The sequence below is a fragment of the Virgisporangium aurantiacum genome (assembly GCF_016863635.1).
Lineage (GTDB): Bacteria > Actinomycetota > Actinomycetes > Mycobacteriales > Micromonosporaceae > Virgisporangium > Virgisporangium aurantiacum.
This window is the reverse complement of record NZ_BOPG01000034.1, coordinates 167,954-189,495: the sequence shown is the minus strand read 5'-3', so window position 1 is coordinate 189,495 and position 21,542 is coordinate 167,954. Positions and strand designations below refer to the sequence as shown.

The window sequence follows — 21,542 nt, the reverse complement described above, 5'->3', positions numbered from 1 at the left end:
CGGTGTGGGCATGTACCGACAAGGCGATGTGCTGATCGTCCCGATCGACGACCTTCCCGGCGGCCTCGTTCCCGGCCCGCGCGACGGTGGGCGGCTGGTGCTCGCGCGCGGCGAGGCCACCGGGCACGCCCACGTGATCACCGGTCCCGACGTGGCCCTGTACGCCGCCCCCGACGACATCGACCGGCTGTTCGTCGAGATCGTCACCAAGGCGCGGGTGGTGCACGAGGAGCACGGCGCCATCACCGTCCCGGCGGGGCGCTACCGCATCGTCCGCCAGCGCGAGTACGTGCCGGGCGACTACCGCTACGTGGCCGACTGATGGCACCGACCGATGTGGCCGCGGGAGCCCTCGGGCGGGCGGCCGCCGACGCGGCCGACGCCTGGGGCGAGGTCGGCCTGGCCACCGGGCCCACCGACCGGGCCGCGGCCGAGTCGGCCGTGCGGGCCGCCTATCGGGCCGCCGGTCTGGCCGAGCCCGGCCGCGTGATCTGGGCCGGGTCGCCGCGGGCGGGCGCGATCGCGGCGGCCGGCGAGCCCGACCGGGGCCGGCCGGTGCGGGCGACCCTGCGGAACGTGCCGTGGGCGGCGGCGCGGGCCGCGGCGTCGGCGGCGCTGGGGCCGGTGGGCTGGGCGCAGGTGTGGACGGCGGCGTCGGCGGGGTCGTGGCGGCTCGTGGTCGACCGGGTGGTCGAGCCATTGCGCCGGCACCTCACCGGCGAGCTGCCGGAGCACGCCCGCGACGCCCTGTTCGACGCGGTGTACGGCACCCACGAGGCGCCCTGGCTGGCGACGTTCGCGGCCACCGCCGAGGTCGTCGGCACCGGGCCGCAGCATCCCGGGTTGGCGCCGTTGGGCGCGGTCACGCGCCAGGTGGGCTGGTGGTGGCCGTACGAGCGGGTGGCCGTCCTCAGCGACCGGCCGACCGAACTGCACCGCGACAACATCGGCCGCCTCCACCGGGGCGACGGGGCGGCGCTCGGCTACCCCGACGGGTTCGGGATGCACGCCTGGCACGGCATGCCGATCCCCGACTCCCTGGCCGAGGTGCTGCCGCACCTCACCGCCGAACGCATCACCGCCGAGACCAACGCGGAACTGCGGCGCGTGATGCTCGAGCACTTCGGCTACGAGCGGTACGCCCGCGAGTTCGGCGCCACCCGGCAGCACGAAGACGACACCGGCGTGCTGTGGCGCGTCGCCATGGACCGCGACGAGGACCTGGCCATGGTCGAGGTGGTCAACTCCACGCCGGAGCCCGACGGCACGTACCGCGTGTACTGGCTGCGGGTGCCGCCCTGGGTACGCACGGCACGCCAGGGCGTCGCGTGGACGTTCGACGTGCCCGTCGAGGAGTACAAGCCGCTCGTCGAGACTTAGGCGTGGGCGCGCTTGCGGAAGGCCCGCTCGCGGTCCTTGCCGTCGAGCAGGACCTTGCGGATGCGGATGGCCACCGGGGTCACCTCGACGCACTCGTCTTCGCGGCAGAACTCCAGCGCCTGCTCCAGCGACAGCCGCCGCGGCGGGATCAGCTTCTCCGTCTCCTCGCCGGCGGAGTTGCGCATGTTGGTGAGCTTCTTCTCCTTGGTGATGTTGACGTCCATGTCGTCGGCGCGGGAATTCTCGCCGATGATCATGCCCTCATACACCTCGGTGGTCGGCTCGACGAACATCGAACCGCGCTCCTGCAGGTTCATCATCGCGAACGGGGTCGCCACGCCGGCCCGGTCGGCCACCAGCGAGCCGGTCGGACGGATGCGCAGGTCGCCGAACCACGGCTCGTAGCTCTCGAACACGTGGTGCAGGATGCCGGTGCCGCGGGTCTCGGTCATGAACTCGGTGCGGAAGCCGATCAGCGCGCGGGCGGGCACCAGCCACTCCATGCGGATCCAGCCGGTGCCGTGGTTGACCAGCTGCTCCATGCGGCCCTTGCGGGACGCGAGCAGCTGGGTGATGGCACCGAGGTAGTCCTCGGGCGCGTCGATGGTGAGGCGCTCGACCGGCTCGTGCACCTTGCCGTTGATCTCGCGGGTGACCACCTGCGGCTTGCCGACGGTCAACTCGAAGCCCTCGCGGCGCATCTGCTCCACCAGGATGGCCAGCGCCAGCTCGCCACGGCCCTGGACCTCCCACGTGTCGGGGCGCTCGGTGGGCAGGATGCGCAGCGAGACGTTACCGACCAGCTCGCGGTCGAGGCGGTCCTTGACCAGGCGCGCGGTGACCTTCGAGCCCTTCACCCGGCCCGCCAGCGGCGACGTGTTGGTGCCGATCGTCATCGAGATCGCCGGCTCGTCGACGGTGATGCGGGGAAGCGGGATGGGGTTGTCGGCGTCGGCCAGGGTGTCGCCGATCATGATGTCGGCGAAGCCGGCCACGGCGATGATGTCGCCCGGCCCGGCCTCCTGGGCCGGCTTGCGTTCCAGCGCCTCGGTCATGAGGAGTTCCGAGACGCGCACCCGGTTGATCGTGCCGTCTTCACGGCACCAGGCCACCGTCTGGCCGCGCTTGATCGTGCCCTGCCGCACCCGGCACAGGGCCAGCCGGCCGAGGAACGGCGACGCGTCGAGGTTCGTGACGTGCGCCTGCAGCGGCGCACCCTCCTCGTACGAGGGGGCCGGGATCGTCGAGAACAGCGTGGCGAACAGCGGCTCCAGCGTCTCGCTGTCGGGCATCGCGCCGTCGGCCGGCTGCTTGAGCGAGGCACGGCCGTCGCGGGCGCACGCGTAGACGATCGGGAACTCGATCTGGTGCTCGTCGGCGTCGAGATCGAGGAACAGCTCGTACGTGTCGTCGACGACGTCCTTGATCCGGGCGTCGGGCCGGTCGACCTTGTTGATCACGAGGATGATCGGCAGCTTCGCGGTGAGCGCCTTGCGCAGCACGAACCGGGTCTGCGGCAGCGGCCCCTCCGACGCGTCGACCAGCAGTACCACGCCGTCGACCATCGTCAGCCCGCGCTCGACCTCGCCGCCGAAGTCGGCGTGGCCGGGGGTGTCGATGATGTTGATGGTGTAGTCGCCGTAGTGCACCGCGGTGTTCTTGGCGAGGATCGTGATGCCCTTTTCCCGCTCCAGATCCATCGAGTCCATGACCCGGTCGGCCGCCGCGGCGCGCGCGTGGAACGCGCCGGCCTGGGTGAGCATGGCGTCGACCAGCGTGGTCTTGCCGTGGTCGACGTGGGCGATGATGGCCACATTACGGAGATCAGAGCGGACTGCCATTCCGCAATTCTCCCGCCCGCCGAACCGGGCGGACCGGCCGGGGGTCACCTAGCCTTCCGGATGTGACCCTTGTCTCGCGTGCGTTCGCCACCGTGGCCAAGCTCCCCGCCCTCCCCAAAAGGCCGGCGACGAAGCGCCGCGTCACGGTCCATCGTGGACTGTCGGTGCGGACGCGCGACGGCGTGATCCTGAAAACCGACGTCTACGAGCCCGTCGACCCCGACGCGCCGGTGCTCCTGGTACGCACCCCGTACGGCCGGGGCGCGCCGACGAACGTGATCGCGCGCACCGTTGCCGAACGCGGCTACCGCGTGGTGGTGCAGTCGTGCCGCGGCACCGCCGACTCCGGCGGAACGTTCGAACCCATGCGCAACGAGCGCGACGACGGCCTCGACTGCGTCGACTGGCTCAAGCGGCAGCCGTGGTACCGCGGCGCGTTCGCGATGTTCGGCCCGAGCTACGTCGGCTTCACCCAGTGGGCGGTGGCCGCCGACGCCGGCAGCGACCTGAAGGCGTTGTGCACCACCGTGACCGCGTCGTCGTTCCGCGACCCCACCTACGCCGGCGGCGGCTTCTCGTTCGACACCGTGCTCACCTGGAGTTCGATCCTGGCCGCCCAGCGCGGCCCGGCCACCGCGGCCGTCGCGGAACTCCTGCGCGGGCAGCCGAAGTTGAAGCGCGGACTGCACCACCCGACGCTGGCCGAGGCCGACGCGGTGGCCGTGGGCGCGGCGGTGCCGCACTTCCAGGAGTGGCTGCGGGAAACGGAGGCGGACGCCCCGTACTGGACCGAGCGCGGCCACACCCACCGGGTGGCCGACGTGACCACCCCGATCCTGATGATCGGCGGCTGGTACGACATTTTCCTGCCCTGGCAACTGGTCGACTACGCGACGCTGCGCGCGGCCGGCCGGCAGCCGCGGCTGGTGATCGGCCCGTGGCACCACGGCAGCACCGGCCTGCTGTTCGCGTCGGTGCGCGAGGCGCTGCCGTTCCTCGACGAGCACCTGCGGGGCGGCCCGCCCGCGACCGGCGCACCGGTGCGGGTGTTCGTCGGGGGGACGGAGGAATGGCGGGCACTGGATGACTGGCCACCTGCTCACGGCGTCCAGGAGTGGTTTTTGACGAGTGACGGTGGCCTTGCGCCGACGCGTGGACCCGGCACCGGAGGGCGGTCGTTTCGATATGACCCGGCGGATCCGACGCCGTCGGTCGGTGGGCCGCGGCTGATGGGGACCGTGGCCGGGATCCGCGACAACCGGCGGCTGGAGGCGCGCCCCGACGTGCTGGTGTACACGAGCGCGCCGCTGGCCGCGCCGGTCGAGGCGGTCGGGCCGGTGCGGGCCGTGGTGCGGACGACGTCGTCGGTGCCGTCGTTCGACGTGTTCGTGCGGGTCTGCGACGTGCACCCGGACGGCCGGTCGGTGAACATCTGCGACGGCCTGACCAGGGTGGCGACCGCGGACGGCGTGCTGGAGGTCGACGTGGAGCTGTGGCCGATGGCGCACGTGTTCGGCGCCGGCCACCGGATCCGGGTGCAGGTGAGCGGCGGCGCGCATCCGCGATGGTCGCGCAACCCGGGCACCGGCGCGGCGCTGTTCGAACCCGGCCCGATGACGGCGGCCGACCGCGAGGTCCTCGACGGTTCGAAGATCGTCCTACCTGCAACCCTGGAGTTGCACATCGACCCCTGAAGTGCGAGGGTCGGTGGGTGGACGACAGGATCGAACGGTCGATCGCGATCACCGCCGGGGTGGAGCGGGTCTGGGACCTGGTGACCCGCCCGGGCTGGTGGATCAACGACGGCGAGGTGGTGAACCACCGCATCGAGCGCGACGGCGACCTCTGCCGCGTGCACGACCCGACGTGCGGCGAGTTCGAGATCCGCGTCGTGGCGCTCGAACCGCGCACGTACGCGGCGTTCCGGTGGCGCAGCGACGGCGTGACCCGGTCGGTCGACGGGCCGACCACGCTGGTGGAGTTCTGGCTCGACGATCACGGCGACGGCACGGTGACCGTGCGGGTGGTCGAGTCGGGGTTCGACGGGCTCGACTCGGCCGAGGACGTCCGCCGCGCCAACCGTGACGGCAACGACAGGGGCTGGCACCAGGAGCTCGGGGCACTCGCCCGGGCACTGGCGTGATCGCCGGAGCGGAGCGTAGGCGGTCACGCCAGGGTCTTGTGCGGGATTTCGGAGGCACTGCGTGATCGCCTACCCGGTGTCGCTGGCCGCGCTCGCCGACGAGACGCGGTGGAACCTGCTGGTGCACCTCGGCGAGCATCCGTCGTCGGCGTCGGCGCTGGCCCGGGAGTTCCCCATCTCCCGGCAGGCGATCAACAAGCACCTGGCCGTGCTCGAAGGCGCCGGCCTGGTGGAGTCGCGGCCGGTCGGCCGGGAACGGCGGTACGAGGCCGTCGGCGCGCGGTTGTCCGAACTCGGCCGCCGCCTTGACCACGTGGCGCGGGCCTGGGACCGCCGGCTCGCCAACCTCAGGACAGAAGCGGAGAAATCATGATCGCGAAGACCGCACTCATCATCCGCCGGCCGGTCGAGGAGGTGTTCCGGGCGTTCGTCGACCCGGAGGTCACCACCCGGTTCTGGTTCACGAAGAGCAGCGGGCCGCTGGAACCCGGTGCCACCGTGCGGTGGGAGTGGGAGATGTTCGGCGTCGGCACGACGGTCACGGTCAAGGACGTCGTGCCGAACGAGCGGATCCTCGTCGAGTGGAACCCCGACGACCCGTCGACGGTCGAGTGGACGTTCACGCCGCACGAGCGCGGGACGCACGTCCGGATCGTCGAGGATGACATCAAGGGTGACACCAGTGATGCCATCGCGGCGCACGCGCTCGACAGCGTGCAGGGCTTCACTTTCGTACTCGCAGCCGTAAAGGCGCTGCTGGAGCACGGGGTCGTGCTGCGGGTGGTTGCTGACCACGGCTAATGCCACTACGGCTTGACATGACGTCACTAGTGATGCCACGATGATGTCATGACGAGCTACCCGTACCTCCCCGGTCCGATCCCGTTCAGCCGGCGCCGTCCGGCCCCTTCCGGCGGAGCCACGTACCGGCCCGCCCGCCGCATCGCGATCGACATGCGGCGCCGCCACGAAAGCCATCAAAGCCCCTGGTGACACGGAAGGGCCGCACCCCTTCCCGGGGTGCGGCCCTTCCAGCGGGGCTTACTTTACGGCTGGGGCCGTGCCACGTCGCCGCGCCAGGCACCGGTCTCGCCACCGCGGGACTCGATGAACTCCTTGAAGCGCTTGACGTCGCCCTTGACCTTCCGGTCGACGAAGCCGGCCTTGTCGCCGACCGTCTCCGCCACGCCCTCGGGTTCGAGGTCCATCTGGACCGTCACCCGGGTGTGGGAGTCGTCGAGCCGGTGGAACGTGACGACGCCGGCGTGTGTCGGGCCGTCGACGGACGTCCAGGCCACCCGCTCGTCGGGGTGCTGTTCGGTGATCCGCGCGTCGAACTCACGCTCGACACCGGCGATCTTGACCTTCCAGTGGGTCATCTCCGGAGTCACCTGACGGATCTCCTCGACCCCGTCCATGAACTGCGGGAAATCCTCGAACTGGGTCCACTGGTTGTACGCGGTCCGAACCGGAACGGCAACGTCGACGGATTCAGTGACCGTGCTCATGGTGCGTTCAACTCCTTCTCTAGCGGTGCCCAGTTCGACTACCCGACCGTCCTTCACCAAAACGGTCTGCTCCCGGATTGCGTCGATTTCCGCGCCGAGCAGGATCACGACCGCCGACAGGTACAGCCACATGAGCAGCACGATCACCGCTGCCAGCGCGCCGTAGGTCTTGTTGTAGGAGCCGAACGAACTCACGTAGAGGGAGAAGCCGAGCGAGGCCAGCAACCACAGCCCGACGGCGGTGACGTTGCCGGGGGTGACCCAGTGCCACCGGGCCCGGTGCGGGGCCGGGCCGAACCGGTACATCACCGACAGCCCGGTGCCGATCAGGACCAGCAGGATGAGCCAGCGGACCACCTGCGCGCCGACGGCGGCCACCGGGTCGAGCCCGATCCGGTCGAGCACCACCGGGAACGCGGCGACGAGCGCGATCGCCACCCCGGCCGAGATCAGCGCGCCGATCGTGAGCAGCAGCGAGATGCCCCGGAGCTGGGCGAAGTTCCGGGTCTCCTGCGCACCGTAGATGATGTTGAGGCCGGTCATCAGCGCCTGCATGCCGCCCGACGCCGCCCACAGGACGGCGAGGAGGCTCGCCACCAGGCCGAAGGTCAGGCCGCCGCCACCGGCGTCGACCGTCTTGTCCAACTGATCCGTGATCAGCGTGCGGGCGTCCTCCGGCAGCGCGCCCAGGATCGGCGACAGTTGCTCGCGCGCCTGCCCGGCGTCGGCGAACAACGCGTAGACGGTGACCATCGCGATGATCCCCGGGAACAGCGCGAGCATCCAGTAGAACGCCACGCCGGCCGACACGAGCGTCAGGTTGTCGTTGCTCATGTCCTCCTGCAGCCGGCGGAGGTAGCGCCAGGCCTTGCGCCACCACGGCTGCTTCGGCGGCGGCTCCGCGCGCGCGGGCACCGTCGCCTGTCGTTCCAACACCTGTTCCGCCACGAAGTCACCTATACCCACCGGGCGGTGTCGAAGTGCGGGAAACAACGCACGAACTGTGCGAGGCGCCGCTGCCGGATGGGGATTCAATCTCCCGGTCTATCGGAGGGTGGCTCGCGTGGCTCAGGTACATCACTTCGCGTACGGCTGGATCAACCCCGTTCTCGGGTTCGTTCTGGCGTTCCTCGGTTCGCTTCTGAGCCTCGTCCTCGCCGGCCGGGCCCGCGGAGCGGTGGGCTGGAGCCGGGGCCGCTGGCTGGTCATGTCGGCCATCGCGCTCGGCGGCACCGGCATCTGGCTGATGCACTTCATGGCGATCCTCGGCTTCGACGTCCCCGACACGCTGATCCGCTACGACCCGACGATCACCGCGGTGAGTTTCGGGCTGTCGGTCGTGATGGTGGCGATCGGGCTGTTCCTCGCCGTCTTCGCGATGCGGCCGTCGGCGGTGCGCATCGTCGCGGGCGGGATCGTCACCGGCATCGGGGTCGCCTCGATGCACTACAGCGGCATGTCCGCGCTCAAGTTCTCCGGGACGCTGTCGTACGACCCGGCGTTGGTGGGCGCGTCGTTCGCGATCGCGATCGTGGCGTCGACGGTGGCGCTGTGGTTCGCCGCGGTGATCAAGGGCGCCTCGGCCACGGTCGCCGGCGCGCTGCTGATGGCCGTCGCGGTGTGCAGCATGCACTACACCGGGATGGCGGCGGTGCGCATCGACCTCGCCGGCGACATTCCGCCGGTCAGCGGCGGGATGAGCGCGTTCGAACTGCTGGCGCCGATCGCGGTGCTCGCCTGCGTGATGATCAGCTCGCTGGCGTACGCGACGGTCGGTTTCACGGTGCGGCGCGAGAACGACCAGGAGGAGCTGATGCTGGCGCGGGCGCGGGAGATGTACGAAGCGGCCGCGCTGGTGCCCGCCGACGGTGCCGGCGGACGCCACAAGTAATCAGCGCTAGCTGGACACGTCCTTGCCGGCGAACCGGGCCCAGGCGGCCGTCAGGAAGATGACGGTGTAGCAGGCGGCCGAGAACAGGCCGGGTCGCAGCGCGGCGAGGCTCACCGGGTCGCGCAGCAGTTCGCCGTACTCCATCGAGTAGTGGGTGGGCAGGTACGGGCCGAGCCACTCCAGGCGCGGGATCACGTCGAGGATGTAGCTCACCACGATGAGGATCATCGTGGCGATCGTGGCGCCGATCGGCTGTTCGGTGAGCGTCGACACGAACAGCCCGATCGCGCCGAGCGCCGACAGGCCGATCGCGATGTAGGCGCACACCCCGAGCAGCCGCAGCAGCCCCTCGCCGAAACCGACCGTGGTGCCGGACAGCAGCAGGACGTCGCCGCCGCCGAACAGCGCCAGCCCGGCCACGGTCCCGACGGCCGCCACCAGCAGCGCCGCCGCGAACGCGAAGATCACCACCCCCGCGTACTTCACCAGCAGCAGCCGGGTGCGGTGCACCGGCACGGCCAGCAGGTAGCGCAGCGTCCCCTGGTTGGCCTCGCCGGCCACCGCGTCACCGGCGATCGCGGCGACGGCCAGCGGCAGGAACAGCGGCAGCTCCGCGGTGAGCGCGGTCAGCGCGACGAACAGGCCGTTGCTGGTGATGTCGTTGAAGAAGCTCGGCCCCTCGCCACCCTCGCCGCCGGGTCCGCCGCCCGGGCCACCGCCGGGCGGCCAGATCTTGGTGACGATGGCGATGATCAAGGGGATGGCCGCCAGCACGGCCAGTCCCGCCCAGTTCCGCCGCCGCCCGAAGATCAGCATCAGCTCCGAGCGGAGGAAGCGGGTGGAGAACGGCCGCGCCTTCACGACCACCTCGGCCGGCGACGCTTCAGCCACTGACATCGAAGCCCTCCCCGGTCAGCGACACGAACAGCTCCTCGAGGTCGGGCGTCACCACGGCGAAGCCGCGCACCGGCACGTCGTCGTGCACCAGCGCGGCGACGATCTTCTCCGGGGCGATTCCGCCGGGGAGGCCGGTCGCGCTGGTTCCGGCGGTCTCCACCTCGGTGACGCCGAGCGCTTCCAGGACGCGCGCCGCGTCCTCGGGCTGGTCGGTGTCGACCCTGATGCGGGGTACCGCCTGGGCCCGGAGTTGGGCCAGCGGCGCCTGTGCCACCAGTTTGCCGAGGTGCATGACGCCGACGTGGGTGCAGATCTGCTCCACCTCGGAGAGCAGGTGCGTCGACAGCAGCACCGTCGCCCCGTCGGCGGCCAGCGCGGTGATGATGGCGCGCACCTCGCGCGTCCCCTGTGGATCGAGCCCGTTCGTGGGCTCGTCGAGGATCAGCAGGTCGCGCGGCACGAGCATGGTCGCGGCCAGGGCCAGCCGCTGGCGCATGCCCAGCGAGTAGGCCCGGTACCGCTTCGTGGCGGCGGCGAGCAGGCCCACGCGGTCGAGGGCCTTGTCGACGCGCTGCTTCGCGGTGCGCGGGTCGGCGGTGCGGTCGGCCGCGTCGAGGCGGTGCAGGTTGGCCCGGCCGGACAGGTACGGGTGGAACGCCGGCCCCTCGACCAGCGAGCCGACCCGGGGGAGGACCGTGCCGGCGTGCGCGGGCATGGCCCGGCCGAGCAGCGTGTGACCGCCCGCCGTGGGCCGGATCAGGCCGAGCAGCATCCGGATCGTGGTGGTCTTGCCCGACCCGTTCGGCCCGAGGAACCCGTAGACCGCGCCGCGCGGCACCGCCAGGTCGACGCCGTCGACGGCGACCTGGCGGCGGAACCGCTTGGTGAGCCCGGTGCTCCCGACCGCTAAGTCGCCTCTCTCGGCGACAGACCTACCGTTGCGGTCGGTTCCGCTCCTACTTGGCACGGGCCGCCTCGTAGAGGCGCTCGGGCGAGACGGCGCCGGCGAAGACGCGGTTGTCGTCGGTGAGCAGCACGGTGAACAGTTTGCCGGACAGCAGGCGCCCGCTGCCCCAGTCGCCACTCACGCGGGGCAGGCGGTCGAGAACCGACTGCGCCTGCGCGCGTCCACTCTCATCGCTGTCACCCGAGGGAGCCGGCAGCGTCGTCGCGAGGACCGCGGTCCAGCCTTGGCCGATCACCTTCGACGCCTTCTCCGTCTTGCCGGCCGCGTCGGGCACCGTCTGCGGGGCCTCCTCGACGGTGGTGCCGGCCGGCGGCTTGAACACGAACTGCGAATCGCTCGGCCGGTCGAAGCTGACCTGCGTGAACGCGACCTCGAAGGCCGGCTGGCCAGTGCCCTTGGCGAACACCTGCACCCGCAGCGGCACGTGCTCCTTCGCGTCGATCGCGAGGCGCACCTGGCCCACCAGCGAGGCGGCGTCCTTCGGCGTGAGGATCAGCTCGTACGCGTCCCGGCCGGCGACCCGGGCGCTGGAGCCGGTGCTGACCGTGGTGGTCGGGTCGAGGGCCTTCAGCGCGAGGTCGGCGGCGTCCTGCGGGGTCTGCGGCAGGCGCGGGTCCGGCGTCGCTCCCGAGATCGTGCTGTGGACGGCCTTCTTCGCCTTGCTGTCCCAGTGCCACACGTCGGTGCCGTTGCGGATCACGTCGGCCTCGCCGAGCGTGCCGAGCAGCGCGACGCGCACCTTGTCGGGGCCGGAGTACCAGACCCGGGCGGTGCGCGAGCCGGTGAGCAGCTGGGTGATGTCGGTGCTGCCCTGGCTGTCGACGTCGGGCAGTTCGGGCAGGCCAAGGGCGGCGTTCGTGCGGACCGTGCCGGAGAGGCCGTCGAGCGGCGCGGTCTGCAGGTCGACCAGCAGTTGGGCGGCACTGCGGGCCGGCAGCGACGGTTCGGCGGACGCCGCGATCGAGCGGGCCGCCGCCCCGCCGCCGACGACCACGGCGGTGACGGCCACCGGGACGAGCCAGCGCAACGCCGGGCGGGTAGCAAAGATCGACATGTCCTATATGGTCCTCCGCTGCCACTGAGAGTGCGCTGAGAGTGCGCTCCCGGTTCGGGCCCGTGCGTGCCACGCTGTTGGGGTGCGGCTGCTGGTGGTGGAGGACGAGCAACGGTTGGCCCGGGCGTTGCAGCGCGGGCTGGCCGCCGAGGGGTTCGCGGTGGATCTCGCCCACGACGGGGTGAGCGGGCTCGACCTGGCCCGGCACGGCGACTACGACGCGATGATCCTCGACGTGATGCTGCCCGGCCTGTCCGGCTACCGCGTGGTGCGGCAGTTGCGGGCCGAGGAGCAGTGGCTGCCGGTGCTGATGCTGTCGGCCAAGGACGGCGAGTACGACCAGGCCGACGGCCTCGACTGCGGCGCCGACGACTACCTGACCAAGCCGTTCTCGTACGTGGTGCTGCTGGCCCGGCTGCGGGCGCTGCTGCGCCGGGGCGCGCCGTCGCGTCCCACGGTGCTGGTGGTGGGGGACATCGAGCTCGACCCGGCGGCGCGGTCGGTGACGCGGTCCGGGGAGCCGGTGGTCCTGACCGCGCGGGAGTACGCGCTGCTGGAGTACCTGATGCGCCGGCCCGACCGGGTGGTGTCCAAGATCGAACTGCTCGACCACGTGTGGGACGCCGCGGCCGACACCGCCCCCAACGTGGTCGAGGTGTACATCGGGTACCTGCGGCGCAAGCTGGGGCGCGACCGCCTGGAGACGGTGCGGGGAGCGGGCTACCGGCTGGCGCACGTCTCGCCGGCGGCCGGTGTCTCGCCTGTCTCGCCGGTGGCCGGAGTCTCGCCGGTCGCTGGCGGGTCGCCGGTGGCCGGAGTCTCGCCGCTCGGCGGCGGGGCGCCGCTCGGCGGCGGCTCCCCGTGATGCGGTGGTGGCGCGTCCGGTCGTTGCGGGCGCGCCTGGTGATCATCGGGACGTGCGGGTTGGCCGCGGGGTTCCTCGTCGGCGGGGTCGCGTTGTTCCTGGTCCTCGGCATCGCGTTGCAGCGTTCGGTGGACGCGGCGGCCGAGAGCACCGCGCACGACGTCGCGGCCCTCACCGCCGAGGGCGAGTTGCCCGACCCGGTTCCGGTGGCCGGCGGCCAACTGGTGCAGGTGGTCGACGCGGAGGGCCGGGTGCGGTCGGCGTCCGTCGGTGCCGACCGGCTGGTGTCGTTGCTCCAGCCCGACGAACTGGCGGCGGCGCGCAAGGGCGAGCACCAGTACGTCGACGGGAACCGGGTCGCGGTCGAAGGGCCGATCCGCGTGGTCGCGGTGCCGGTCGGCGATGACACTGTCGTCGTCGGGCGGCCGGTGGCGGAGGTGTTCCACAGCATGGGTGTGCTGCGCGGGCACCTGCTGGTCGTCTATCCGTTGCTGGTGATCGCGATGGGCGTGCTGGGCTGGCGGGTGCTCGGTGCGGCGCTGCGGCCGGTGGAGCAGTTGCGCGTGGGGGCGGAGTCGATCACCGGGTCGCGCCGCGACGACCGGCTGCCCGTCCCGTGTTCCGAGGACGAGATCCAGCGGCTGGCCATCACGCTGAACGGCATGCTCGACCGGCTGTCGACCGCGCGGGCGCGGCAGCGCGCGTTCGTCGCCGACGCCGCCCACGAACTGCGGAGCCCGCTGACCGCGATGCGCACCGAACTGGAGGTCGCCGGCCGCCACGGCGTCCCGCCCGACCTGGTGCCCGACCTGCTCGCCGACGTGGTCCGGTTGAGCCGCCTGGTCGACGACCTGTTGCTGCTGGCCCGCGCCGACGACGCCGCTCCCTCGAAGGACCGCTTCGCACCCGTCGACGTGGCCGACGTGCTGCGCGAGGCGCACGACCGGTGCCGCGGCGCGCGCGTGCCCGTCGACCTGCTGGTGGCCGACGGCCTGGAACTGATCGCGCTGGGCGAGCACGACGCCCTGCTCCGCGCGGTGGCCAACCTGCTCGACAACGCCGTGCGGCACGCGGCTGGCCGGGTGACGCTCACCGGCTACGCCGAGGCCGGGTCCGCGGTCGTCGAGGTGACCGACGACGGCCCCGGCATCCCCGCGCCGGACCTCGAGCGCGTGTTCGACCGCTTCACCCGCCTCGACGACGGTCGCGCCCGCGACGAGGGCGGCAGCGGCCTGGGCCTGGCCATCGTGCGCGAGTTGATCCGCCGCCACGACGGCTCGGTCACGCTGACCGACGCCGCCCCCGGCCTGCGCGCGACCATCCGCCTCCCACTGACCCGCGAACTGGTGTCCACCGCCTGAGCAGCCACGAGATCAGTGGACCCAACGTGGTTGATCTTGCAGTTGTGCTCGCCCTTTCGTCGGAATGCTCCCGTTTTACGGCGAGCACAACTGCAAGATCGAGAACCGGGAGCTGTTCTCTGGCGTCGATCTTGCAGTTGTGGTGCCTTTTTCGCCTGTATTTACTACTGTTTGCGGCCCACCACAACTGCAAGATCGACTTGTCGGGACGGGCACGACGACCACCAGGTGCGTCCCCCGGACCGTGGAAGATGACACTGTCACTGTTGAGTGACAGTGTTACTGTCGTCCGCATGGGGTTCGAGTGGACGCTGGACGAGTTGGTCGCCCGGGTGTCCGCCGCGCTGGAGGCGGTGGACTATCCCGGCGCGCCCAACGGGCGGGTTCGCGACGTGCCCGACCGGCGGGCGATCCGGTGGTACACCACGATCGGCCTGCTCGACCGGCCCGACGGGATGCGGGGACGGTCGGCGCTGTACGGGCCGCGGCATCTCGCCCAACTGGTGGCGATCAAGCGACGGCAGGCGCAGGGGCGCAGCCTCGCGGAGATCCAGGCCGAACTGGTCGGCGCCACCGACACCGTCGTGTACGGGATCGCCGGCCTGGATCCGGCGCATGCGGGGACGCCGAAAGAGCCGGCACCGCGCGCACCGCGCGGCGCGTTCTGGGCGCAGCCGGTGACGGCGCCCGCACCGGAACCGGTCGTCGCGTCACGGGAACCCGGGGCACCGCAACCCGAGGCACCGCAACCCGCCGCGCCGGAATCCGGGCGCGAAGGCGCGGAGGGCGTGCTCACGGGCGTCACCTTGCCGGGTGGTGTGGTGCTGCTGTTGCCGACCCGGCCCGACCACGACGATCTCGCGGCGCTCCGCGCCGCGGCCCAGCCACTCATCGATCTGTTGACCACACGCGGCCTGCTGCACGACCCGAGGAGATCATCATGACCGTTCAGATCGTGCCGATGACCGACGAGCAGGCGGGCCGGGTGGCCGGTCCGCTCGACGACGGTGGCATCGGTTGCCTGCGCACCGAGCGGGGGAACCTGCCGCTCGCCGCCGTCGACGTGAAGACCGACGTCACCGGCCTGGTGTACAGCGTGGAGCTGACGCAGCAGTTCGTGAACACGCACGACCGGCCGCTCGAAGCGACCTACATCTTTCCGCTGCCCGACCGGGCGGCCGTCACCGGCATGAAGATGGTGGCCGCCGACCGTACGGTCGAGGCGAAGCTCCAGGAGCGGGCCGAGGCACGGGAGACGTACGACCGCGCGATCGCCGCGGGACAGCGCGCCTCCATCGCGGAGGAGGACCGGCCCGACGTCTTCACCATGCGCGTGGGCAACATCGTTCCGGGCGAACAGGTTTCGGTGATTCTCACGCTCGCCGGTCCACTGTCCATTTCGGACGGTGCGGCGCTGTTCCGGTTCCCGTTGGTGGTCGCCCCGCGGTACATCCCGGGCGCGCCGCTCGGCGGCGAGCAGGCCGGCGACGGGTGGTCGCCCGACACCGACGCGGTTCCCGACGCGTCCCGCATCACGCCGCCCGTGCTGCTGCCCGGATTCCCGAACCCGGTACGGCTGTCGATCGACGTCGGCGTCGATCCGGGCGGGCTTCCGCTGGGCGCGGTGCGGTCGAGCCTGCATGCGGTGTCCGAAGTGGACGGACGGTGGCGGATCGCGCCGGGCGAGCGGGCCGACCGCGACTTCGTGCTGCGGCTGGACTACGACAACGAGCGCACGGAGCCGGTTCTCGCGCTGCACAAGGACGACGGCGAGGACGGCGGAACGTTCGAGCTCACCGTCCTGCCGCCGGCCGGCAGCGCGCCGCCGCGGCCGCGCGACGTCGTCCTGGTGCTCGACCGGTCCGGCAGCATGGCCGGCTGGAAGATGGTCAGCGCCCGGCGGGCCGCCGCCCGCATCGTCGACACGCTCACCGACGCCGACCGGTTCGCCGTCCTCACGTTCGACCACGTCGTCGACACCGTGGAGGGCCTGCCGGCCGGGCTGGTGGCGGCCACCGACCGCAACCGGTTCCGCGCCGTGCGCCATCTGTCCACAGTGGACGCCCGCGGCGGCACCGAGATGCTCGCGCCGCTGCGGGAGGGGCGCGCGCTCCTTAACGACCGGCAGCGGGATCTGGTGCTGGTGCTCGTCACCGACGGCCAGGTGGGCAACGAGGACCAGATCCTCGGCCAGATCGGCGACCTCACCGGCATCCGCGTGCACACCATCGGCATCGACCGCGCGGTGAACGCGGGCTTTCTCGGCCGGTTGGCGTCCGCGGGCGGCGGGCGCTTCGAGCTCGTCGAGAGCGAAGACCAACTGGACGACGTGATGGCGCACATCCACCGCCGCGTCGGCTCGCCGTTGGTGACGGGGGTTTCCCTCGGGCCGGCCGGTCTGTCCATTGTGGACGGTACGGTGACGCCCACCCGGCTGCCCGACCTGTTCCCCGGCGTGCCGTTGGTGATCCGGGGCCGGTACACCGGTGCCGGGGGCCGGCTCGCCGTTCGCGGCACCGCGGCCGACGGCACGCCGTGGCAGGCCGACGTCACCGGCGAGCGGCACGACAACGCGGCCGCCACGGCGATCTGGGCCCGCGCGCACGTCCGCGACCTCGAAGACGCGTACGCCGTGACCGCCCGCACCGCCGCGTCGGACCTGGAGCGCCGCATCGTCGCGGCGTCGCTACGGTTCGGTGTGCTGTGCCGGTTCACCGCGTACGTCGCGGTCGACGACCGGGTGGTCGCCGAGGGCGGGACGCACAAGGTGGTGCAGCCGGTGGAACCGGTGTCCGGCTGGGAGATGGCGCAACCGGTCGCCTACGGCGCGCCGCGTCCGGCGCCGATGGCCGCGCAGGCGTCCACGGGCGGGCTCCGCCGGATGATGGGCCGAGCGGCCGGCGCCCCGCGGCAGACCGGTGGGGCGAACTACGCGATGGAGGCGGAACTCTCGGACGGCCTGCTCGACCGGGCCGCGCCGCCGAGCGCTGCGCAGTTCGCGCCGCCGACCGGGTCGCCGGTCCAGACTCCGCCGGCCGGACCGCCGGTCCCGGCTCCGCCGCCGCTCCTGGGCGCCCCGCCGGCGCCGGGCAGTGCGCCGGTTTCGGGCGGCCCGCTGGGTTCGGGCAGCGGACCGGTTAGCGCACCTCCGTTCGGGGCCGCGCCGTTCGCGCCCCCCGTCCCCGGCAACCGGGCACCCGAGCCGGCGCCGAAGCAGGGCCCGCGCGAGTCCGTGACCCGGGCCGGCGTCGTCGGTGCCCCGGCGCACGTCGTCATGCAGGTGGTCACCGGCGCACGCGACCAGTTGCAGCGGCTGCGCGCCGCCGCCGACCGGTCCGCCGCCGACCGGCTCGTGGCGCTCCGGACGATCGGGCGCTGGCTGAGCGGCGTCGCCACCGAACTCCGGCTGTCGGCGCCGACCGACCCGACGCTGACGCGGTACGCCGACCTGTCCACCGAACTCCTCGGCACCCCCACCGCGACCCCCGACCTGTGGTCGCGGACAGAGGCCGCCCTGGCGGAACTGGCCGGCGAGACGCCCGGGGAGCAGCGCGGCGAGCTGCCCGCGGAGCGGCCCGGGGCGGCACCCGCCGGGGGAGCGGCCGGCAGGGAACGCCGTCCGTTCTGGAAGCGCTGATCCGGGATGGCCGGCCCCCGCCCGGGGGCCGGCCACGCCGCCGCACAAATTCCTTCAGTGCGCCGGAGACCTGCCGATGAGAGCAGGCAATCCCGGACCGGCGAGCGGAGTTGAGCGCGTGTCACTGACGAATCTGGCGATCAGCCGCAGGCTCGGCCTGGGCTTCCTCGCCGTGCTGCTGACCACGGTCGTTCTCACCGTCATCGCGGTGGTCCGGGTGGAGGAGATCCAGGACCGCCTGGCGACGATCAACGACGAGAACGCCGTGAAACAGCGGTATGCGATCAACTTCCGCGGTAGCGTGCACGACCGCGCGATCAGCCTCCGCGATGTCGTGATGCTGTCGACGCCCGCCGACGCACAGCCCGAGATCGACAAGATCGGGGTGCTCGCCGGCAAGTACACGGACTCGGCGTCGAAGCTCGACGCGATCTTCGGTACGCCCGGCAAGGTCAGCTCCGCCGAGGTCAAGGCGCTCACCGAGATCAAACGCATCGAGACGGAGACGCTGCCCCTGATCAAGCAGGTGGTGGACCTGCGGATGGCCGGCAACGTCGACCAGGCGTTGCAGGTGCTCATGCAGCAGGCGAAGCCGTTGTTCATCGAGTGGCTCGCGGCGATCAACGTGCTGATCGACCTGGAAGAGTCGATGAACCAGGTCGAGAGCGCCGCCGCCCGGCACGTCGCCGACGGCTTCCTGACCGTGATGGGCCTGCTGCTCGCCCTCGCGATCGTGCTCGCCGGCGTGGTGGCCTGGTGGATCACGCGCAGCATCACCCGTCCGCTCGCCGACGCCGAGCGGGCCATGGCGGCCGTCGCCGCCGGTGACCTGACCCAGCGCCTCGACGTCCGGTCCAACGACGAGGTCGGCCGCATGGCCGGGTCGGTGAACTCCGCGCTCGCGCGGATCGGTGAGGCGATGGCCGGCGTCGCCGGCAGCACCGGCCGGTTGAGCTCGACCAGTCAACGGATCGGCAGCCTGTCGCACACGATCGCGGGCGGCGCCGCGGAATCGTCGGGCCAGGCCGACGTCGTCGCCTCGGCGGCGAGCGAGGTCTCCCGCAACATCCAGACCGTTGCCGCCGGCTCCGAGGAGATGGGCGCGTCGATCCGCGAGATCGCCCACAACGCGCAGGAGGCCGCCTCGATCGCCGGCCGGGCCGTGACGGCCGTGGAGGCGACGACCGCGACGGTCTCGCGCCTCGGCGAGTCGAGCCGGATGATCGGTGACGTGGTGCGCGTGATCACCTCGATCGCCGAGCAGACCAACCTGCTGGCGCTCAACGCCACGATCGAGGCGGCCCGCGCCGGCGACACCGGCAAGGGCTTCGCCGTGGTCGCGGGTGAGGTCAAGGATCTGGCCCAGGAGACGGCCCGGGCCACCGAGGACATCTCCCGCCGCGTCGACGCCATCCAGGCCGACACCACCAGCGCGGTCGCCGCGATCGCCGACGTGACGCACGTGATCACGCAGATCAACGACTACCAGACGACCATCGCGAGCGCCGTCGAGGAGCAGACCGCCACGACGACCGAGATGAACCGCAGCGTCTCGGAGGCGGCTGCCGGCTCGAACCAGATCGCCGCGAACATCAGCGGCGTCGCCACGACGGCGAAGACCACCACGGAGTCGGTCACCGCGTCACAGCACGCCGCCGACGAACTGGCCCAGATCTCCGACCAGTTGCAGGGCCTGGTGTCGAACTTCCGCTTCTGAGCCGAGTTGGCCCTTGCAAGGTCACCTTTTGCGGAAAGAACCTAAAGTCTCACTGCAGATTTCTTCCTCAAAAGGTGATCTTGGGAGCGCGGCCCGGCGCCGGGCGGGCCGGACCAAGCCGCGGGCCGGACCAAGCCCCAGGCGGGCCGGACGACGCCGTCCCCGGCGTGGGCCTCGCGGCGTGGGCCTCGCGGCGCGGGCGCGCGGGCGGGCCACGCCGGTCACCGGCGGCCGGGCCGATACGATCGGGCACAGAAGACTCATAAGGGAGATCAACCGTGTCCGCATCACGTGCCGCCGCCCCGCCCGACCGTCTCGCCCTGCCCGCGGGTACGACGGCCGCCACGGCCGTGGCCGAGGCCGGGCTCCAGGTCAACGGCCCGAACGCGATCGTCGTGGTGCGCGACGCCGAGGGGAAGCTCCGCGACCTCGACTGGGCGCCGGAGACGGACACCGAGGTCGAGCCGGTGCCGATGTCGAGCCCCGACGGGCTGACCGTGCTCCGCCACTCCACCGCGCACGTGCTCGCCCAGGCCGTGCAGGACATCTACCCGGAGGCCAAGCTCGGCATCGGCCCGCCGATCGAGCACGGCTTCTACTACGACTTCGACGTGGAACGCCCCTTCCAGCCCGACGACCTGTCGAAGCTCGAGAAGCGGATGCAGGAGATCGTCAAGGCCGGCCAGCGGTTCCGGAGAAGAAGGTTCGCCAGCCTCGACGAGGCCAAGCAGGAGCTGAAGGACGAGCCGTACAAGCTCGAACTCGTCGACATCAAGGGCGACGTCGATCAGGAAATGGCCGAGGTCGGAGCCGGAGACCTCACGATCTACGACAACCTCGACGCCGACTCCGGCAAGACCTGCTGGTCCGACCTGTGCCGCGGCCCGCACCTGCCGACCACGAGACTCATCCCCGCGTTCAAGCTGATGAGAACCGCAGCCGCCTACTGGCGCGGCAGCGAGAAGAACCCGCAGCTGCAACGGATCTACGGCACCGCCTGGCCGACGCGCGACGCGCTCAAGGACCACCTGCGGATGCTGGAGGAGGCGGCCAAGCGCGACCACCGCAAGCTCGGCGCCGACCTCGACCTGTTCAGCTTCCCCGAGGAGGTCGGCTCGGGCCTGCCGCTGTTCCACCCGAAGGGCGGCATCATCCGGCGCGAGATGGAGAACTACTCGCGGCGCCGGCACGAGGAGGAGGGCTACTCCTTCGTCAACACGCCGCACATCTCCAAGGGCACACTGTTCGAGATCTCCGGGCACCTGCAGTGGTACAAGGACGGCATGTACCCGCCCATGGAGATGGAGGGCGCCCAGTACTACCCGAAGCCGATGAACTGCCCGTTCCACAATCTGATCTACCGCTCCCGCGGGCGCTCCTACCGCGAGCTCCCGTTGCGGTTGTTCGAGTTCGGCTCGGTGTACCGGTACGAGAAGTCGGGCGTGGTGCACGGCCTCACCCGCGTGCGCGGCATGACGCAGGACGACGCCCACATCTACTGCACCCGCGAACAGATGGCCGGCGAACTGGCCAGCCTGCTGAACTTCGTGCTCGGGCTGCTCAAGGACTACGGACTGACCGAGTTCTACCTCGAACTGTCCACCCGCGACGACTCGCCCAAGTTCATCGGCGACCCCGCCGACTGGGACGAAGCCACCGAGACGCTCCGGAGCGTCGCCGAGGCGTCCGGCCTCGAACTGGTGCCCGACCCGGGCGGCGCGGCCTTCTACGGCCCGAAGATCTCCGTGCAGGCGAAGGACGCCATCGGCCGCACCTGGCAGATGTCGACCATCCAGGTCGACTTCCAGCTTCCGCCCCGGTTCGAGCTGGAGTACGCGGCCGCCGACGGCACCCGCCAGCGCCCGGTGATGATCCACCGCGCCCTGTTCGGGACGATCGAGCGCTTCTTCGCCGTGCTCACCGAGCACTACGCCGGCGCGTTCCCGGCGTGGCTGGCGCCGGTGCAGGTGGTCGGCATCCCGATCCGCGACGACCACGCGCCGTACCTCGACGAGTTCGTCGCAAGGCTCAAGCAAAAGGGCATCCGCGCGGAGACCGACCACTCCGACGACCGCATGCAGAAGAAGATCCGCACGGCGCAGCAGCAGAAGATCCCGTTCATGGTGCTGGCCGGCGATCAGGACGTCGAGGGCGGAACCGTGTCGTTCCGGTACCGCGACGGCTCCCAGCGCAACAACGTCCCGCTCGCCGAGGCCGTCGAGCACATCGCGACAATCGTCGAAAGCCGGGTCAACCAGGGGCCGTCAGCAGCGGAATAGGA

Annotated in this window: 17 protein-coding genes and 2 pseudogenes; 13 read left to right on the top strand and 6 right to left on the bottom strand. The window is 71.5% G+C overall.

The genetic code is table 11. The features are described from left to right. The first annotated feature begins 10 nt into the window (after window positions 1-10). Window positions 11-322, top strand: coding sequence for a DUF8820 family protein (locus Vau01_RS28695; protein WP_203998701.1), 312 nt, complete (start codon window positions 11-13; stop codon window positions 320-322). Continuing rightward, window positions 322-1,380 carry a DUF6745 domain-containing protein gene (locus Vau01_RS28690; protein WP_239151925.1) on the top strand — a complete coding sequence of 353 codons (1,059 nt, stop codon included), beginning with the start codon at window positions 322-324 and terminating at the stop codon, window positions 1,378-1,380. The genes Vau01_RS28695 and Vau01_RS28690 overlap by 1 nt, the downstream gene beginning before the upstream one ends. Here Vau01_RS28690 and typA read toward each other — a convergent pair. Further along, window positions 1,377-3,221 (bottom strand): translational GTPase TypA, encoded by a 1,845-nt coding sequence (gene typA, locus Vau01_RS28685; RefSeq protein ID WP_203998698.1) that lies wholly within the window; start codon window positions 3,219-3,221, stop codon window positions 1,377-1,379. The two genes, Vau01_RS28690 and typA, sit on opposite strands and share 4 nt — an antisense overlap. A gap of 62 nt (window positions 3,222-3,283) precedes the next feature. Between typA and Vau01_RS28680 the strand changes: the two genes are divergently transcribed. The 4 genes from Vau01_RS28680 to Vau01_RS28665 all read left to right on the top strand — a co-directional run bounded on the left by Vau01_RS28680 (window position 3,284) and on the right by Vau01_RS28665 (window position 6,165). Continuing rightward, window positions 3,284-4,915, top strand: coding sequence for a CocE/NonD family hydrolase (locus Vau01_RS28680; RefSeq protein WP_203998695.1), 1,632 nt, complete (start codon window positions 3,284-3,286; stop codon window positions 4,913-4,915). 17 nt (window positions 4,916-4,932) lie between these two features. After that, window positions 4,933-5,364, top strand: coding sequence for an SRPBCC domain-containing protein (locus Vau01_RS28675; RefSeq protein WP_203998692.1), 432 nt, complete (start codon window positions 4,933-4,935; stop codon window positions 5,362-5,364). A 61-nt stretch (window positions 5,365-5,425) separates the two neighbouring features. Continuing rightward, window positions 5,426-5,737 carry an ArsR/SmtB family transcription factor gene (locus Vau01_RS28670; RefSeq protein ID WP_203998691.1) on the top strand — a complete coding sequence of 104 codons (312 nt, stop codon included), beginning with the start codon at window positions 5,426-5,428 and terminating at the stop codon, window positions 5,735-5,737. Then, on the top strand, window positions 5,734-6,165 hold the full coding sequence (locus Vau01_RS28665; protein ID WP_203998689.1) for an SRPBCC family protein: 432 nt from the start codon (window positions 5,734-5,736) through the stop codon (window positions 6,163-6,165). The genes Vau01_RS28670 and Vau01_RS28665 overlap by 4 nt, the downstream gene beginning before the upstream one ends. A gap of 245 nt (window positions 6,166-6,410) precedes the next feature. Here the strand turns inward: Vau01_RS28665 and Vau01_RS63590 are convergent, their stop codons facing one another. Beyond that, window positions 6,411-6,872, bottom strand: coding sequence for an SRPBCC family protein (locus Vau01_RS63590; RefSeq protein ID WP_239151949.1), 462 nt, complete (start codon window positions 6,870-6,872; stop codon window positions 6,411-6,413). 75 nt (window positions 6,873-6,947) lie between these two features. After that, window positions 6,948-7,787: pseudogene (locus Vau01_RS63585) on the bottom strand (YihY/virulence factor BrkB family protein); the annotation flags it as partial. 148 nt (window positions 7,788-7,935) lie between these two features. Here Vau01_RS63585 and Vau01_RS28655 point away from each other — a divergent pair. Further along, window positions 7,936-8,763: an MHYT domain-containing protein gene (locus Vau01_RS28655; protein WP_203998686.1), complete on the top strand. Its 828-nt coding sequence runs from the start codon at window positions 7,936-7,938 to the stop codon at window positions 8,761-8,763. Window positions 8,764-8,769: 6 nt separating this feature from the next. Here the strand turns inward: Vau01_RS28655 and Vau01_RS28650 are convergent, their stop codons facing one another. From Vau01_RS28650 to Vau01_RS28640, 3 genes are read right to left on the bottom strand one after another with little or no spacing between them, the layout of a single operon-like run. Beyond that, a complete protein-coding gene (locus Vau01_RS28650) occupies window positions 8,770-9,660 on the bottom strand; it encodes an ABC transporter permease (protein WP_203998684.1) in 891 nt (296 codons plus the stop codon). Further along, the gene (locus Vau01_RS28645) at window positions 9,647-10,627 is read right to left on the bottom strand and encodes an ABC transporter ATP-binding protein (protein ID WP_203998682.1); all 981 of its coding nucleotides are present in this window, start codon (window positions 10,625-10,627) and stop codon (window positions 9,647-9,649) included. The genes Vau01_RS28650 and Vau01_RS28645 overlap by 14 nt, the downstream gene beginning before the upstream one ends. Further along, entirely contained in the window at window positions 10,617-11,681 is a 1,065-nt protein-coding gene (locus Vau01_RS28640; RefSeq protein ID WP_203998680.1) for a LolA family protein, read from the bottom strand. Before Vau01_RS28640 ends, Vau01_RS28645 begins: the two co-directional genes overlap by 11 nt. Window positions 11,682-11,763: 82 nt before the next feature. Here Vau01_RS28640 and Vau01_RS28635 point away from each other — a divergent pair. The 6 genes and pseudogenes from Vau01_RS28635 to thrS all read left to right on the top strand — a co-directional run. Next, window positions 11,764-12,411: pseudogene (locus Vau01_RS28635) on the top strand (response regulator transcription factor); the annotation flags it as partial. Window positions 12,412-12,545: 134 nt separating this feature from the next. Next, entirely contained in the window at window positions 12,546-13,907 is a 1,362-nt protein-coding gene (locus Vau01_RS28630; protein ID WP_203998676.1) for a sensor histidine kinase, read from the top strand. Window positions 13,908-14,200: 293 nt separating this feature from the next. Next, window positions 14,201-14,851 (top strand): MerR family transcriptional regulator, encoded by a 651-nt coding sequence (locus tag Vau01_RS28625; RefSeq protein WP_203998674.1) that lies wholly within the window; start codon window positions 14,201-14,203, stop codon window positions 14,849-14,851. Continuing rightward, window positions 14,848-17,544: a VIT domain-containing protein gene (locus Vau01_RS28620; protein ID WP_203998672.1), complete on the top strand. Its 2,697-nt coding sequence runs from the start codon at window positions 14,848-14,850 to the stop codon at window positions 17,542-17,544. Before Vau01_RS28625 ends, Vau01_RS28620 begins: the two co-directional genes overlap by 4 nt. Window positions 17,545-17,662: 118 nt before the next feature. After that, entirely contained in the window at window positions 17,663-19,261 is a 1,599-nt protein-coding gene (locus Vau01_RS28615; protein WP_203998670.1) for a methyl-accepting chemotaxis protein, read from the top strand. A gap of 278 nt (window positions 19,262-19,539) precedes the next feature. After that, window positions 19,540-21,540 carry a threonine--tRNA ligase gene (gene thrS, locus Vau01_RS28610; protein ID WP_203998668.1) on the top strand — a complete coding sequence of 667 codons (2,001 nt, stop codon included), beginning with the start codon at window positions 19,540-19,542 and terminating at the stop codon, window positions 21,538-21,540. The last annotated feature ends 2 nt before the right edge of the window (window positions 21,541-21,542 follow it).